Source organism: Rhizobium tropici CIAT 899 (assembly GCF_000330885.1).
GTDB lineage: Bacteria > Pseudomonadota > Alphaproteobacteria > Rhizobiales > Rhizobiaceae > Rhizobium > Rhizobium tropici.
Map to the genome: position 1 here is coordinate 127,122 of NC_020060.1, position 16,068 is coordinate 143,189.

The following is a 16,068-nucleotide window of genomic DNA, read 5'->3' on the forward strand; positions in this document are numbered from 1 at the left end:
TTCACATTTGCAGATTCTGCAATGGCTTGCGGCCGTCAACTGCCGCAAGGCCCTGATGCGGCGGTCACAGATCGCCGAGAAATTGCGCGGTCGCAGACTAATATTTTGACCTGGAAGAGCCCACTATCGTTACCGCGACTTGGTCGCGTTGCAATGATGAAACGGTGTTGCGCCTCACACCTGCGTTCCAGAGTGTCCGGGCGAGACCGTGACGACCACGGCCCCGCCGGACGTTGCCTTGGGAGGCTGACTTCTGGACAATGTTCGTGACGAGAGCTTAGTGCTTCATGCGCAGGATTGGCTTGATGACCTTGCCGCTCTCGGAATCGGCCATTGCCTCGTTGATCTTGTTGAGATCGTAGAACTGGACGAGCTTGTCGAACGGGAACCGTCCCTGCTGCCAGTATTCGATGAGCTGGGGTATGAATTTGGAGGGAATGCTCTGGCCTTCGACCACACCGACGAGCGTACGGCCGAACAGAAAGTTGCCGATATCGACGATCCCTTCCGTTCCGAGCGCGGACGATCCGACCAGTCCACAGGTTCCTGGGGTGCCGAGGCAATCGACCGCTTGGCGAAACACCTTCGGCGAGCTCGTGCATTCGAGACTGAAGTCTGCGCCTTCGGGAATGATTTCCCTGATTGCCTTGACGCTATCCCCATTGCGGGCGTTTATGATGTGGGTTGCACCCAGTTCAATCGCCAGTTCGAGACGTTCATCGTTAAGGTCGATCACGATGATGGTCGAGCATCCGGCGATCTTCGCCGCCATTACGGCTGCCATGCCGACCGCACCCGCGCCGAACACTGCAATGGAAGATCCCGGTTGGGGCTTGAGGCAGTTGAGAACCGCTCCGGCGCCCGTTTGCAGCCCGCAGCCCAGCGGTCCCATGAGTTCGAGCGGAACATCTTTGGAAACCTTGACCGCATTGCGCTCGCTGGCGATGGCGTAGGTGGCGAAAGAAGACTGCTCGAAGAAGCACCCGCTGATCTGGGTACCGTGTGAATCATGTAGCGGGCAACTGCCATCCGGCCGGGTGCCACGGAAATTTCTGCCGAAAAAGTCTTCACAATAATAAGGCGTGCCTCCCCGGCACTTTTCGCATTTCCCGCAATATGCGTAGCTTAGAGCCACGTGGTCACCGGGCGAAAGCCCTTTTACATCGGCCCCGACCACTTCCACGACGCCGGAGCCTTCATGGCCGAGAACCACGGGCTGCGGTACGTCATATCCTTGGTCGCGAACAACCATGTCGGTGTGGCAGACACCGCTCGCCACGATCCGGACGAGGATTTCGTCGGGGCGAGGTTGATCGATCCCGATGCACTCCAGAACAAGAGGCTTTGCCTTTTCGCGCGAAATTGCAGCGTATGCTTCTTTCATAAAATGACTCCTTAAGTGCGCGCTCGGCCGGTGGGTGACACTTGTAGGCGTTAGCAGACAATCAGTCAATTATCTTCAGTGAACGAAAATGCTTGCTGAGGCCAATGCCAACGCGCTACACGGACATGTAAAGAAACAAAGCGATGTAATATCAATTGCTTCCTCAGGGTATGCGGCCGATCTAGATCTTGGCCCGAATTGTTGGCTGTCTTAAAACTGGAATTTGCTTGACAGATTGACTGAGTCTGACGTGACGTTCATCGAACGCTCCTGCTGACGGTAGTGCCCGTATTTCCTGCGCCTCGCAGCCTCATTTTCCGGGCAATGGTAGCGATAATGGCGCCAAACTTCCTTTTCATGAACCTCGCCGGGCGAGGCGCGGTCTCCTCTGTTTCCTGTTGCGCGCTCGTGGGGTGAGGTGAAGGACGGTTGCTTTGTCTTATTGCTATATCGAACCGAGCCGCAATAAAAGAATAACTAAATCAGCGTGATAACACAGACGACACGTCGAAAATCCGAAATTCAAGATACTTTATTGACAGATTGTCTGCTTATTCATAATGATGCGATCTGCCGTTTGGGGAGAATTCGGCGATGGCTGGAAGATAACGGCGCTCCAGGTCGCAGACAAAATGGCCGCGTTGGGTGGCAAGAGGAGGAGAATTCTGATGAAAAGACGTACATTCCTGCAGACGGGCAGTGCCTTGATTGCAGCGGGCGCGTTCGGAATACCGGGCATCCTGCGGGCAGACGATACTATCGCCCTGCTGCCCGACACTTGGCCGTCCGAAGGGGAAAACCCCGTCGTCGAAGCTGGTAAGTTCGCCAAGGCAGGTCCCTGGAAGATCGGTCACAGCCACTATGGCCTGGCCGGTTCAACGCACACCTATCAGACCGCGTTCGAAGCCGAATACGAGATTAGCAGGAACAAGGCCCGTGTCGCAGACTATCAATTCCGAAGCGCCGACCTCAACGCCTCAAAACAGGTCGCCGACATCGAAGATCTGATCGCACAAAAAGTCGATGCAATCATCATTGCGCCGCTTACAACAGGCTCGGCCGTGGAAGGCATCAGGAAGGCAAAGGCCGCCGGCATTCCGACGGTCGTCTATCTCGGTCGCGTCGACACCGAGGATTTCACGGTGCAGGTCCAGGGCGACGACTTCTACTTCGGTCGGGTGATGGCTCAGTTCCTGGTCGACAAACTAGGCAACAAGGGAAAAGTGTGGGTGCTGCGCGGCGTCGCCGGGCATCCGATCGATGCTGATCGTTACGCCGGGGCGATGGAAGTCTTCAGCAAGTCCGGTCTCCAAATCACCTCAACCCAGCACGGCAGCTGGTCCTACGAGGACTCAAAGAAGATCGCCGAAAGCCTCTATCTCTCTGATCCCGATGTCGCCGGGGTCTGGACTGACGGCGCAAATATGTCGCTCGGGGTCCTGGACGCGCTGCAGGAAGCCGGGGCTTCCACCATTCCACCGATCACGGGAGAAGCCCTGAACGGATGGATGCGTCGTTGGAATGATGAAAAGCTCTCTTCGATCGGGCCCATTTGCCCTCCGGCTCTTTCGACGGCAGCCCTGCGTGCGTCCTTCGCGCTTCTCGAAGGCAAGCCGATCCAGCGCAACTGGACCAACCGGCCCAAGCCGATCGTCGACGAAAATCTTGCACAGTTTTACCGCTCCGATCTCACGGACGCTTACTGGGCCCCGACAGAAATGCCGAATGAGAAGCTCCTCGAGTACTTCAAGGCCTGACGCATTGAGGGCGCGGACAAGCGCGCCCTCTTCACCCTCGCAGATGGAAGTGTTCATGAGTATGCTTGTCGAGATGGTCAGCATCAACAAGTCCTTTGGTGCGACCAAAGTCCTGTCGAATGTTCAATTTTCGCTTGAACGCGGCTCCGTCCACGCGTTGATGGGCGAGAACGGGGCGGGAAAATCCACGCTGATGCGAATTCTGGCCGGCGTCTATCAACAGACCGCTGGACGCATCCGTCTGCGAGGAGAAGAGGTGACCTTCCGGTCCCCCAAGGAAGCGCGTCTCGCCGGGGTGTCGACAGTGTTTCAGGAGTTCACCCTGATCCCCAATCTCACGGTCTCCGAAAACATGTTTCTTGGACACGAACCGCGGCGTGCCGATGGGTCGATAGACACCGCCGAGGTCGTCGAGCGATCCCGCAAGCTGCTTGCCGACGTTTTCCCTCAACTGGACGCGACGGCGATTGTGGAAACGCTGACGGTTGCCCAGCAGCAGGCAGTGGAAATCGCCAAAGGCCTGACATCCAATGCCGATGTCTTCATTTTCGATGAACCGACCGCGGCACTAAACTCAACGGACGTCGCTCATCTCTTCAAGGTCATCCGCGATCTGAAGGCGCAAAACAAGGCTGTCGTCTACATCTCGCATCGGATGAACGAGGTGTTCGAACTGTGCGACACCATCACCGTCATGAAGGACGGGGCTTGGGTAAAGACAGCCAGGGCAGAAGACTTTAATCTCCAAACGCTCGTGGCAACCATGGTTGGACGCGAACTTCAGAGTTTCTTTCCGCCGAGGGCACAGGCCATTGGATCGCCGATGCTCGTCGTGGCAGGGCTTCGTCTCAATGACCATGGCCCGCCAGTCGGTTTTTCCGTACGCACGGGCGAGATCATCGGGCTCGCCGGGCTGGAGGGCCAGGGGCAGCGTGAAATCATGCGTGCGGTCGTCGGGGTCGAACCCGCCGCAGCTGCGAGCGTCCAGCGTCGCCGCGACGACAGCATGATCGATGTGAACGTATCCTCAGGCTTTTCGAGTGCCATCTCAGCGGGCATTGGTTTCATTCCTGAAGACCGCAAGCAGGAAGGCCTGTTTCTTCGGCTTCCGATCTACGACAACATCGCACTTGGCAAGCAATTGAACCGGAACATGGCGAGCGTTGCATGGCGTTCCATCTCCAGGGTTCACGATGTCATAAAGTCGCTCCGTGTTGCGGCTGCCGACCCCGCCTCGCCCGTCGGCAAACTTTCGGGCGGAAACCAGCAAAAGGTGCTTCTGTGCCGCTGGCTGCTTTCGGGGGTCGATATCCTTGTCATCGAGGAGCCGACACGGGGCGTCGATGTCGGCGCGAAAGCGGAAATCTACAAGCTGCTTCGCGATTTTGCCGATCGTGGCGGTGCAGTGATCGTCTCGTCGCGCGAGCACGCCGAACTGATCGGGCTGTGTGACAACATCCTGGTCGTTCACGACAAAAAGATCGTCGGGCAGATGCCCGCGCTCGATGCCACAGAGGAAACCATCCTGGGAACCGCACTAGGTTCGAACTTCGCGCACGATCCGCGCGCCGCTGTTCATTGAGGAGGATACATGAATACCATCGCAAACTTCCTGAAGACTCCTTACCGGGCGGGTGCGATCCGGCTGTCGATCGGGACGCTATTCGTGCTGGTGGTCGCCTCGGTCATCCTGCTTCCAGAATTTCTGGCGCCGGAGAATCTGTCGAACCTGCTGGCCCAATCTACTGTTCTTGTCATTTCTGCGCTCGGCCAGACCTTTGTGATCCTGACGGGCGGCCTGGACGTTTCCGTTGGTTCGATCATCAGCGTGACGACCACGATCATGACACTCGACATGCCAGAGGTTGTCCGTGTCGTGCTTTGCATTGCGGTTGCGATCGCATTCGGACTGGCCAACGGATACGGCGTAGCCAGGCTTAACGTCCACCCGATCATCATGACCCTGGCAACCATGGGGATCGGCCAGGGACTGGCGCTTATCATTCTCCCGATCCCCGGCGGGAAGGTGCCTGATTGGCTGTCGGCGTCAGTCGCGGGTTCGGTCGGGCCCGTGCCGAACTCGCTGCTCTGGCTGATCGCCGCCACCGTCGTTGCTGCCTGGATGCTTTATCGCAGGCCGTTTGGCCTTTACCTGTTCGCTTCGGGGGGTAACGATTTCAATGCCCGCATGAATGGCGTCCCGGTCGAGCGCACAGTCATCAAAGCCTACATCCTGTCGGCGCTATTTGCTTGTGCTGCCGGGATGTTCCTCGCGGGCCGCCTTGCCTCAGGCGATCCCAAGGGGGGTGCCACCTTCGGAATTGAATCCGTTACCGCAGCAGCGCTCGGGGGTGTTCACCTAGCTGGCGGTATCGGTAGCATCCTCGGCACTGTCGCCGGCGCGGCTATCCTCGGCATCGTCAACAACGTGATGAACCTCGCCAACGTCTCGGCATTCCTCCAGTCGGTCGTGAAGGGCCTTCTGCTGCTGGCACTCGTCGTTTCGCAGCGTCGCAAAACGATCGGACTTTGAAAGAGATGGACCTCTCGATGACCACAGCAGATGCGAAAATTGAGACGCCATCCCGCACTCTCACCGCCAAGCGCACACTTTCCTGGGTGCTCGGCTTGCCCCCGGCATATTACGTGCTCGCAATCCTGATCGCTTTGGCCCCCGCGGTAAGTGCGACGCTGATCAATCCGAACTATTGGTTCGTGATCCTGAAACAGTCAGCGCCGCTCGGGATCGCGGTGCTGGCGCAATCTCTTGTCATGCGGGTGCGTTCGATTGATCTCTCGGTCAGTGGCGTGTTTGCTTTTTCGATCTATCTCTCCAGCTCCGGGCTCCTCAACAGTTACCCGCCCTTCGTCACGGTCCTGATGACGATCGTCATCGGCCTTGCCGTCGGTCTGATCAACGGCGCCCTCGTGGCCTATGTCCGCGCCTCTGCGGTCATCGCGACGCTGAGCGTATCGGCGATCCTCATCGGGATCGTCCAGTTCATGAGTTCCGGCCGTGCACCGGGTTCGACACCAAGCTGGCTTCGCGTCCTGACGAGCGGGAACATCTACGGTCTGTCTTACTCCGTTATCGTCTGGATCGGGATTTCCGTGGTCGTCGCACTAGCGTTCCGCTTCCTGATCCTCGGGCGCTACTTCCGCGCTGTCGGCGACAATCCGAGGGCGGCGGAGATAACAGGCATACCTCTGGCTCGAACGATTTTTGTCTCGCATACGCTGGCGGGCACGCTGACGGGCATCGCCGCCCTGGTTCAGGTGTCTGCGCTGGCCGTTGGAACGATCAAGCCCGGCTTCGACACCTTCATGAACGCTCTCGCCGCGACGATTCTCGGTGGGGTGACGTTCGGCGTCGACCGCGGCGGCGTCGCGGGGCCTTTCGTGGCGGTCGTCGCCTTCAGTTTCCTGTTTGCGATGTTGACCGTGTTCGGCATCCAGGAGCCCGGCAAGCTTATCGTCCAGGGCGGGATCATCGCTCTTGCGGCGATCATTTACGGCGCACGCGTCGGTCGCGTCTAGCCCGCACAGGATGCCAGACAGGTCATTCCCGGTGTCAACGCGGGGAGAATGCAGGAGAAAAGCATGGTGAAGATAACGGCGGCTGTGGCCGTAAAACCGAAAGCTCCGCTGGAGTTTCGTGAACTTGAGCTGGCGGATCCCGAAGGCAATGAAATTCTTGTGCGAACGGTCGCGACGGGCATCTGCCATACGGACCTGTTGCTCCGTGATGGGATTTTTGGGCCTCCCGCCCCGGTCATACCGGGACATGAAGGTGTTGGCATCGTCGAAGCCATCGGGGCGGACGTCCAGGGTTTAAGGGTGGGCGACCACGTTGCGCTCAGCCAGAGTTCATGTGGCTTCTGCGGCGATTGCCGGCGCTCTCACCCGATGAACTGCCAGAACTACACCCAGTACAATCTGACGGGGCTTCGTCCGAACGGCAAAAAGGCCTTGCTTTGTGATGAAGTCGGCATCGGCAGCAACTTTGTCGGCCAGTCATCCTTCGCGACCCACATCCTGGCGACTGAGAACAACGCCGCGCAGCTTCCCAAGGATTTCGACCTGACGAATGCGGCCCCGCTCGGTTGCGGCATGGCAACGGGGGCAGGTACCGTCATCAACGCCATGAAGCCGGAGATCGGACAAACCATTGCCGTGTTCGGCGCCGGAGCAGTGGGCATGGCTGCGGTGATGGCCGCCAAGGTCCGGCGGTGCAGCAAGATCATCATCATCGACCTGAACGAGCAGCGTTTGGCGATGGCCAAGACGTTGGGCGCGACCCATGCTATCAACGGCAGGGACCCAGACGTCGTGGAGCAGATCCACGCCTTGACGGGCGGCGGTGCCGATTTTGCGATCGATGCCGTGGGTATCATTCCCGTCATCCTGAATACGATCAAATGCACGCGGGCAGGGGGCCATGTCGTCCTCCTGGGGCTCGACGCGCTCGGCAAGGATATTCCAATCCCGCTGGACCTCATGGTCTTCAACCGGAAAATTCAGGGTGCCATTCTCGGAGACCAGATCCCCCAGCTCTTCATTCCCCAACTGGTCGAGCTGAACCAGGCCGGCCTATTCCCGTTCCAGAAGCTGATCACAAAGTATCCGTTCGAGAAAATCAACGAGGCCATCGCCGATGCCGAAGCTGGCCGCGTGATCAAGCCCGTCATCGTCTTCAATTAGGAGCTTCCCACATGCCATCGAGCAAGTCCGACGAACAGCATCTCATTGTTGAGTTTAAAACATCGACGCGTAACCGGGACCGTGTCAACACACTGCTCCAGGAGTTTGTCGGCCCTGCCCGCGAGGAAGAGGGCTGCCTCTACTACAATCTCTACCAGCGCTCCGACGAGCCGAATACGTTCTTCATTCTCGATGGTTGGGCAAACGAGGAGGCAGCCGCGCGTCACGGAGAATCTCCGAACGTCAAGCGTGTTCTCGAACCGTTGCTTCCGTTGCTGGTAAGCCCCCCTTCCATCATTGTGAGCAGTCGCATCAGCGACTGAGCTTGCGATTGTGCAACACCGAAAGACGCGCTTGATCCGAGGCGGGTTTTTTCCAAAGGCTCGCGGGAGGACGAAATGGAGCATCGAGTTGTCATCGTGGGAGGTGGTTTCGCCGGCCTCCAATTGGCCAAGGATCTCAAATGTCCAAACCTCTCGATCACGATCATCGACAGACGCAATCATCACCTGTTCCAGCCGCTGCTCTATCAGGTCGCCACGACCGTCCTGGCGACCTCCGAGATTGCCTGGCCCATTCGCGCAGTATTTCGTGGAAGGAAAGATGTCACGACGCTTCTTGGCGAGGTCGTGGGCGTCGATGTCGAGAAGCGGCTCGTCTCGCTCAAGGGCGGCCATGCCATTCCCTACGATACCCTTGTTCTCGCAACGGGGGCCCGTCACGCGTATTTCGGCCGGGATGAATGGGAGCCCTTCGCGCCCGGACTGAAGGCGTTGGAAGACGCCACCACGATCCGCCGTCGCCTTCTCCTGGCGTTCGAAAAAGCGGAGCTGGAAACCGATCCCCAAGCGCGGGCGGGGCTGCTGACCTTCTCGATAATCGGCGCCGGGCCGACAGGCGTCGAAATGGCCGGGATCATCGCCGAACTGGCTCGAAGAACGCTTGTCGAGGAATTCAGAAACATCGATACGACTTCGGCGCGCATTCTTCTTGTAGAGGCAGGGCCGCGTATTCTGCCTATTTTTCATGAGGCGTTATCGCAATACGCCGAGCGATCCCTTGCGTCGATGGGCGTCGAGGTTCGCACGGGAAGGCCCGTGACCGACTGCACCGAGGAAGGCATATCGATTGGGGACGAGTTTGTCCCGAGCCGCACGGTCATATGGGCGGCGGGCGTGCAGGCATCCAAGGCCGCCGTGTGGGTGGGGGCGGAGACGGATCGAGCGGGGCGTGCTATCGTGCAGCCCGACCTTACGGTCTTCGAACACCCGGACATCTTCGTTGTCGGCGATACCGCTAGCGTTAAGACCGGCGAGGGAATGCTGGTTCCTGGTATCGCGCCCGCAGCAAAGCAGCAGGGAAAATACGTCGCCCAAGTGATCAAGGCCCGCCTCAAGCAGCGCTCAGCGCCGCCTCCTTTCAAGTACAGGCATCTTGGTAATCTTGCGACCATTGGACCAAGCTCCGCGGTGATCGATTTCGGCAGGCTGCGGCTCAAGGGCTCCATCGCCTGGTGGATCTGGGGCCTTGCTCACATCTACTTCTTGATCGGAACAAGGAGCCGCATGGCGGTTGCGCTGAGCTGGCTTTGGGCATTTGCCTCCGGCCACCACTCTGCGCGCCTTATTACCCAGAAGGAGACGCTGAAGGAGGAGGTCTAGCAGCATGGGCAAAGCGCTGAACCACATATTGAAGAAGGGTGGGCAATTATCTCGTTCATGGCACATATCAGTATCAAAACGAAAATGCTGCTTTTGGTCGTTCCCATTTGTGTGATCGGGATCGCCGGACTGACGTTTGATTCACTCAAGCACCGGGGCGCCTCCCAAAGCTACGTGAATTTCATCGCAGAGGATGGGGCCGATGCGATTCACATAGCGCGCGCCAACCAGCATTTTACGGCAGTGAGCTATAATGCCTACCAGACCTGTCCTACGACATCAAAGACCTCAACATCAAAAAATTTGCACTCTACTACGAAAACAACAAGACCAAGCTGCTCTTGGAATTACGTTTGGTCAAGCGACTGCTGCCGGAGCACAAGACTTCGATGGAGAGCTTCGTTGAGGCTGCAAACGATATTCTTCAGCTTAGAACCCGGCTTGTACAGCCGGCGGTCCAAGGCGACGGCTGCCCATCACTACCGCCCTGAAGCGCAACCCAGAGCCGATCGGCCGGTGGTCAGTTGAGTTCAAGCAGGGAATTTTGGCCTTCGTCTATGAGCATCAACTAAATTCCTAACGCCTCGATCGAGTACGAGATGGTAGTTCTAGAATGACAATATCGAACCTTTGTCCTCTCCAGATGGCATCCTTGCGATGGCTGGCACGAGGGAAGACGATTCCTATGATTGCCCAAATAGAGGGCAGGAGAGTGGACGATATCGAGCGCTGCTTGAACGATGCCTTGCTACTGCTCGAAGTGGAGACTCTCGACGATGCTTTTCGAAAAATCGAAATAGCTCGCTGTGACAGAACTTAAAGGGATTTTAGCATGCAATTGACACTATTTGGAATTGCCCGGGGGCGTTGAGTTCCATAATAGAACTTATCTGATTTTTGTTACGAGATTGATTTAAAAGAATAAATCCGCATAGAGAACTGAACGTCCTGGCGAGTCCCTCTCGGTGGAACATCATATTCCGTGACGCATGAACGGGGCAATTGACTGGCGAGGCCAGCCCTCGCCGTGGTTTCGACGGGGCATCGTGAACTCAACGGCAAAGGGTCGAGCCCGTGACGCGGGGCTATTTTGTCAGCCATGCGCAAACGATTTGCGCCCATAGGTTCATCGCTGCTGCCCCCAGTTCGCGACATGGCTCGCGGTGAGGTGATGGGGGGATGTGGAACATGTTAGCAATCGGGTCATGGATGGAGACGAAGCGCCGCAAGAGTCGTTGTGACCTGAAAGGCTACGTGATCCGCTGTTGCCGTCGGATTGGCTGGTGCGAATTCTCCGCTCGATTGTTCAAGCCCTTGTGATGCCGATGCGCGACAGCCGGCGTGATGTCTCGTTCGGTGTTGTAGGATTGAAGCTTGTCGTTGGCGAACGACCAAATTCTCTGCCCGGCGGATCGTAGGGTGCGAGACAATGATCCCAAGAGCGGCCAGCATATCCTCGACCATCCGGAGACTGAAAAGGGAAACGGAACTAAAGCGACATCGCGTGGGCCGATAATTCAGCAGGAAAGCAGTGGCGACGATAAAGTGGCTCACGGTTTGTTATGCCCGATCATCGCGCAGCTAACCATGGTCAGTTAGCGTCACGAGGCTCCCCGTGGGCACCTTCAAACGCGCTTTCCTTCGCGTGTATCGGAGGCCACCAACGCAGGAGTTCGCTCTCCGTCTGAGGGCACGGGGAAAGTCTGCTTGTCAGATACGAAACATTGGCCATCGCCGCCTCCCTGGCTGCGTGATCTGCACAAAGGCCGCTTTTATCGATCTCGCGGCAATATTCGATCAGGGCTTCGATGGTCACCATGAGGAGGCCATGCCGCTCAGCGAATTCGCTGAGCTCGGGAAGACGCGCCATAGTGCCGTCGTCGTTGGCGATTTCGCAGATGACACCCGCTGGCTCGAGCCCGGCCAGCCGCGCGAAATCCACCGCGGCTTCCGTATGGCCGGGGCGGCCGAGGACACCGGACGGGTTTGCCCGCAGGGGGAATATGTGGCCCGGCCGGGACAGGTCCTCCGGCACCGTTGATGCGTCAGCGAGCGCCCTGATGGTCTTGGCGCGGTCTTCTGCGGAAATGCCGGTCGATACGCCTTGTATCAGGTCCACTGAGACAGTGAACGCTGTCTGCATGGAATCCGAGTTACGCTCCACCATGAGCGGGATATCCAGTTCGTCCAGCCGGTCCCCGGTCATCGGAACGCAGATCAGGCCGCGCGCATAACGCATCATGAAGGCAACATGATCGTTCGTCACCTTGTCCGCGGCAACCAGGATGTCGCCTTCGTTTTCCCGGTCTTCGTCGTCCACGACGATGATCATCTCTCCGGCGGCGATTGCTTTAACTGCGCTCTCGATGGGAGCAAACTTCATGGTCTTCTCCTTGAACTAAACATGGCCCAGAGTGCGAGCGAGTTGGCGGTCGACCCGCTCCCGGAGTTCCGCAGACGGTGCCGAATCTGGAAAGTCGCCGTCCATCGCATAGATGAAGTCACCGCGAACCTCGGCTTTGAAGAAGCCCATCAATGAGCGCAGGTGAGCCTCGACGTGCTGACCATGGGCTTCGGCTTTACCCGTTGCGAATATCAACACGGGTTTCCCCTGCAGGGCTGTCATTTCGAAGAGGTCGAAAAGATGCTTGAGAAGGCCGGTCATCGAGGACTTGAAGACCGGCGTGCCCACGATGAGGACATCTGAAGACTGGATTGCGTCAAGAACGTTCGCGAGTCCAACAGGAGCCTCCGAACGCCACAGGGTGGTTCCCAACACCGGGAGAACATCGACCAGGTCAAACAGATACCGTGTGTGACCGGGCGAGACGCTCGAGAGTGCGTATTCCCCGAGCGCCCGCGTCTTCGAGGGGCGCGAGACATTGCCAGTTATCGCGACAATCTTCAATTTGCCGGCCTTTCGATCAGATCTGGTTGCGGATATGCGGGGTACGAGCGTAGACGGCCACCATCGGCACGATCAGCAGACCCACGATCGCCTGTTGCGCGGCAAAACTCAGGCCCAGCCCAACCAGCAGGGACGTCATTACCGTCAATACGAGTACGCCGAGAACGGTTGCCCCGTATCCGCCTGCGCCTCCAAGCAACGAGGTGCCGCCGATCACAACGGCCGCAACGGTGGTGAAGAGATATGGATCTCCGACGCCAACGAATCCGCCGCCGGAAAACCCGAGCAGCAATACGCCCGTCAGTGCCGACATCGCTCCACTGATACCGTGAATGCTGGTCCAGACCTTGGTTTCGGAAATGCCAAGCCGTGCCGCTGCAGTCCTGCTGCCCCCCACCGCGTAGATGGAGCGGCCAAACCAGGTGTTGTACAGAGCCCAGATGGTCGCAAGCGTTATGAGCAGCCAAACCAGCACCACCGGCGGCAGGGAAAGCCCGAAGGTCTTCCCGTTGAACGCGGCGAAATTCCGGAGCCAGTTCGGTACGGGCGCGAAAACCGTGCCGCCGTAGTCGGAACCGATGGAGGTGTACAGCTGTACCGCACCGACAAATGCGAAGCCGACCCCCAGGGACATGATGAGAGCCTGGCCCTGCAGCCTGAAGCTCAAAAAGCCGTTCGCGACCCCGATTGCTGCTCCCAGGATAACGACCACTATTGCGGCCAGCCAGGCAGGCATGCCGGTGACCAACAGGCTTGGGAAGAGAATGTTCGCTCCCCCGATGACATAGGGAATGGAGAGATCAAGCGCGCCGACCATGGCACATAGCGTCTGTCCCAACGATGCAAGCCCCAGGAAAGCGGCAAGCAGCAATATCGAACGCGCGTTACGGGGGGAGATGAACCCCGGAACAAGGATCGTACCCAGCACGAGAAGTGCGGCAAGCAGACCAAAGCCAATCACGATGCTGCGCTGCAGTTTTACCGATCGTCCTGTTTGGCTCATCGTCTGTTCCGTTGCGAGTAAAGTCATTACAAGTCCTCCCTAGAAAGCCGGGCGCCGGGCCGTCATGAATACGTTGACGAGGAGCGATGCCACGAGGATCAGGCCGAAAGCCATTTGCGTCACGAACCCTGTCACGCTTCCGAAACTGAAGGCGGAAAGCAGGTACGAGATGAGGAACATGTTCAGCGCACCAAGCGTCGACCCCAAAGCCCCCCCTCTCCCGCCAGCCAGGTTTGCGCCACCGAGCACCAGGGCGGTAACTGCCTGGAGCGTGTAGCTGCTTCCCTGGGTAGGATCGCCCGAAGAGATCAATGCCGTATAGCTGAGCGCGGCAAGGCCAACGAAGACGCCGCCGAGGAGATGGGCGCAGATGCGTACGGTGTCGACTTTCACTCCGCTCGTGTAGGCCATCCGTTCGTCGGCGCCTGTCATGCGGAGGTGGGAGTAAAAGGTGGTCCGGCGCATAACGGCCCAAAGAGCGAACGCCGCCAGGACGATAATCAGCACCGGAGATAAGATCGTGGTTCCTGCTCCCCACGTCATCATCCAGTCCGGCGCGACGCCGCCGGGCCTTGACATGACCATGAGGTTCACGCCTGAAAGGACGAGGAAGCTGGAAAGCGTGACGATGATGGGGGCGACCCGGACGTAGATGATGATGAGCGCCTGCAGCAACTGGTACAGCGCGCCGACTGCTACCACCCAGCAAACCACCGCGAGTGGCGACGTGTAACCACTTGCCGAGAGCCAGCCGATCAGGGTGACGTTCACGAAACCCATCAAGGGGCCAACGGAAAGATCAACCGAACCGCGTCCTGCCATCACGATCGGTGTCAGGGCGAGCGTTGTGAGGATCAAAGGTGCTGCGACGATGATTGCTCCGCCTATTCCGGTTGCGGTGAACAGCCGCGGCGACAGCAAGGCTGCAGCGACGAGCAACACTCCGAAAAGAACGAACGGTACGGTCAGCGACCTGTCGAGCGCAGGAAATCCAAAACGTTGCGACATCAGTGTGCCTTTCTCTCTTTGGAGAATTCCATGGTGTCGGCAACCGAGCGGCCGAACATTGCAGCGAGAATGGTTTCTTCGTTGATGTCGGGGCCGTCGAGGGAGCGATGGATGCTCCCTTTGTGAAAGACATCGACGCGATCGGCGAAACCAAGAAACTCCTCGATCTCGCTCGAAAGGTAGATTACCGAGCCGCCACCTTCGGCAAACAGCCGAAGCTCGCGATACAGATCGCGTTTGGTGTTGAGGTCCACGCCCCGAGCAGGGTCGTTAAGAACGATCACTCTGGGATCATTGGCGAAGGCGCGGCCGATCAGGACCTTCTGCTGGTTACCACCGGAAAGGGACGTAATCCGGTTGTCCGGGTGGCCGATCTTGACGCGGAGCCGCTCGACCTCCCGGGCAAACGTCTGCTTCAGCTTTTTCCGCCTGATGACACCGAAGGGCCCCAGGTTCTTCTGATAGATACCGATGGCGAGGTTCTCGAAAATGCTCTGCTGCGGGAAAATTCCTTCCCGCTTCCGGTCTCCGGATACGTACACAATGCCCTTGTTCGCGGCGTCGTCGAGCGTGCTGACTTTGACGAGACCGGTGCTTTCCCTGTTCAGGATCCGGACCTCCCCTCCGAAGGGCGAGATAATCCTTGCGACCAGTCGCACGAAGGCGTCCTGGCCCTGGCCGTCCAGTCCCGCGACGCCCACGATAGAACCCTGCGGAAGGACGAAGTCGAACGGTTGCGATGCCTCCTGGGGGCGCGCGCCATGGACGGAAAGAGCTTCCTTGCGATCACCCGGCAGGCCCGGTGCAGACGTTGAAGCAGCGGCGGAAATCTGGCGGTCTTGAGGGGTCATCATGCGCAGGAGATTGGCCTCGGTGATCTCGGATTTCTCAAGGACACCGACAGTGAAACCGTCTCTCAGTATTGTCGCCCGATCGGCGATCCGGACGAGCTCGGCGATGCGGTGCGTAACGATGATTACCGCGCACCCCTCGGACCGGAGTCGATCGATCTCTTCATGGAGGCGGACGGTCGCGTCGAGATCGAGTGCCGCCGAGGACTCGTCTAGGATCAAGACCTTGGGTTTCCTCAGAACGGCCCGGGCGATAACGATCCATTGCTTGATGCTGAGCGGAAGATCACCGACGTTCTGCCGGAGATCGACAGGCTTTCCCACCAGGCGGTCGAGGAGGCTTTGCGCAGCGCTTTCACGTTCCCTGGAGGCTTTCCGAAGCGAGAACAGGTCCTCGCTTCCTACGAAAAGGTTGTCGAGGACACTCGCTTCATCGGCGACAAGGACTTCCTGGAAGATCGTAGCGAGACCAACCCCTTTGGCATCGACTGGCGAGGTGATGGACTTGCCAAGGATCAGGACAGATCCTGCATCGGCAGCGATAACGCCGGACATGATCTTCGCCATGGTGCTCTTGCCGCTGCCATTCTCGCCAACGATCGCGTGCACTTCCCCTGCCTTGGCGGCAAAATCGCATTTCTTCAATGCCTTCGTTTCGCCAAACGATTTGGCAACTGCCGTCATGCTTACGGCGACGTCTTTCGTCATGCCCATCCTCCCTTTAGGCAGCAGCAGATCGCGCCAGGACATCCGATGCCCGGGCCTCTTGCCGATTGTGACTGCCGTCTTTGAACG

Annotated in this window: 12 protein-coding genes and 2 pseudogenes; 7 read left to right on the forward strand and 7 right to left on the reverse strand. The window is 58.4% G+C overall.

Features of this window, described 5'->3' with window-relative positions:
• Positions 1-277 precede the first annotated feature (277 nt).
• Positions 278-1,384, reverse strand: coding sequence for an NAD(P)-dependent alcohol dehydrogenase (locus tag RTCIAT899_RS19240; protein WP_015341896.1), 1,107 nt, complete (start codon positions 1,382-1,384; stop codon positions 278-280).
• Positions 1,385-2,052: 668 nt separating this feature from the next.
• On the opposite strand from RTCIAT899_RS19240, the gene RTCIAT899_RS19245 reads away from it, so the two are divergent.
• From RTCIAT899_RS19245 to RTCIAT899_RS19275, 7 genes are all read left to right on the forward strand, one after another.
• Positions 2,053-3,141 (forward strand): ABC transporter substrate-binding protein, encoded by a 1,089-nt coding sequence (locus tag RTCIAT899_RS19245; RefSeq protein ID WP_004129668.1) that lies wholly within the window; start codon positions 2,053-2,055, stop codon positions 3,139-3,141.
• A 55-nt stretch (positions 3,142-3,196) separates the two neighbouring features.
• On the forward strand, positions 3,197-4,723 hold the full coding sequence (locus RTCIAT899_RS19250) for a sugar ABC transporter ATP-binding protein (RefSeq protein WP_015341897.1): 1,527 nt from the start codon (positions 3,197-3,199) through the stop codon (positions 4,721-4,723).
• 9 nt (positions 4,724-4,732) lie between these two features.
• A complete protein-coding gene (locus tag RTCIAT899_RS19255) occupies positions 4,733-5,674 on the forward strand; it encodes an ABC transporter permease (protein WP_004129665.1) in 942 nt (313 codons plus the stop codon).
• 5 nt (positions 5,675-5,679) lie between these two features.
• Positions 5,680-6,678, forward strand: a complete 999-nt coding sequence (locus RTCIAT899_RS19260) for an ABC transporter permease (protein ID WP_015341898.1) — start codon at positions 5,680-5,682, stop codon at positions 6,676-6,678.
• Between the two features lie 63 nt (positions 6,679-6,741).
• On the forward strand, positions 6,742-7,842 hold the full coding sequence (locus tag RTCIAT899_RS19265; protein WP_015341899.1) for an NAD(P)-dependent alcohol dehydrogenase: 1,101 nt from the start codon (positions 6,742-6,744) through the stop codon (positions 7,840-7,842).
• Between the two features lie 11 nt (positions 7,843-7,853).
• Positions 7,854-8,165 carry a putative quinol monooxygenase gene (locus tag RTCIAT899_RS19270; protein ID WP_015341900.1) on the forward strand — a complete coding sequence of 104 codons (312 nt, stop codon included), beginning with the start codon at positions 7,854-7,856 and terminating at the stop codon, positions 8,163-8,165.
• 75 nt (positions 8,166-8,240) lie between these two features.
• Positions 8,241-9,503, forward strand: a complete 1,263-nt coding sequence (locus RTCIAT899_RS19275; RefSeq protein ID WP_015341901.1) for an NAD(P)/FAD-dependent oxidoreductase — start codon at positions 8,241-8,243, stop codon at positions 9,501-9,503.
• 1,085 nt (positions 9,504-10,588) lie between these two features.
• Here RTCIAT899_RS19275 and RTCIAT899_RS34100 read toward each other — a convergent pair.
• The 6 genes and pseudogenes from RTCIAT899_RS34100 to RTCIAT899_RS19305 all read right to left on the reverse strand — a co-directional run bounded on the left by RTCIAT899_RS34100 (position 10,589) and on the right by RTCIAT899_RS19305 (position 15,981).
• Positions 10,589-11,067, reverse strand: a pseudogene (locus RTCIAT899_RS34100) (hypothetical protein).
• Between the two features lie 219 nt (positions 11,068-11,286).
• Positions 11,287-11,886 (reverse strand): annotated as a pseudogene (ribB, locus tag RTCIAT899_RS19285) (3,4-dihydroxy-2-butanone-4-phosphate synthase); the annotation flags it as partial.
• 15 nt (positions 11,887-11,901) lie between these two features.
• Positions 11,902-12,411, reverse strand: coding sequence for an NADPH-dependent FMN reductase (locus RTCIAT899_RS19290; protein ID WP_015341905.1), 510 nt, complete (start codon positions 12,409-12,411; stop codon positions 11,902-11,904).
• A 16-nt stretch (positions 12,412-12,427) separates the two neighbouring features.
• Positions 12,428-13,441, reverse strand: coding sequence for an ABC transporter permease (locus RTCIAT899_RS19295; protein WP_015341906.1), 1,014 nt, complete (start codon positions 13,439-13,441; stop codon positions 12,428-12,430).
• Positions 13,442-13,453: 12 nt separating this feature from the next.
• Positions 13,454-14,422, reverse strand: a complete 969-nt coding sequence (locus tag RTCIAT899_RS19300; protein ID WP_015341907.1) for an ABC transporter permease — start codon at positions 14,420-14,422, stop codon at positions 13,454-13,456.
• Entirely contained in the window at positions 14,422-15,981 is a 1,560-nt protein-coding gene (locus RTCIAT899_RS19305; RefSeq protein WP_004130104.1) for a sugar ABC transporter ATP-binding protein, read from the reverse strand. The genes RTCIAT899_RS19300 and RTCIAT899_RS19305 overlap by 1 nt, the downstream gene beginning before the upstream one ends.
• Positions 15,982-16,068 lie beyond the last annotated feature (87 nt).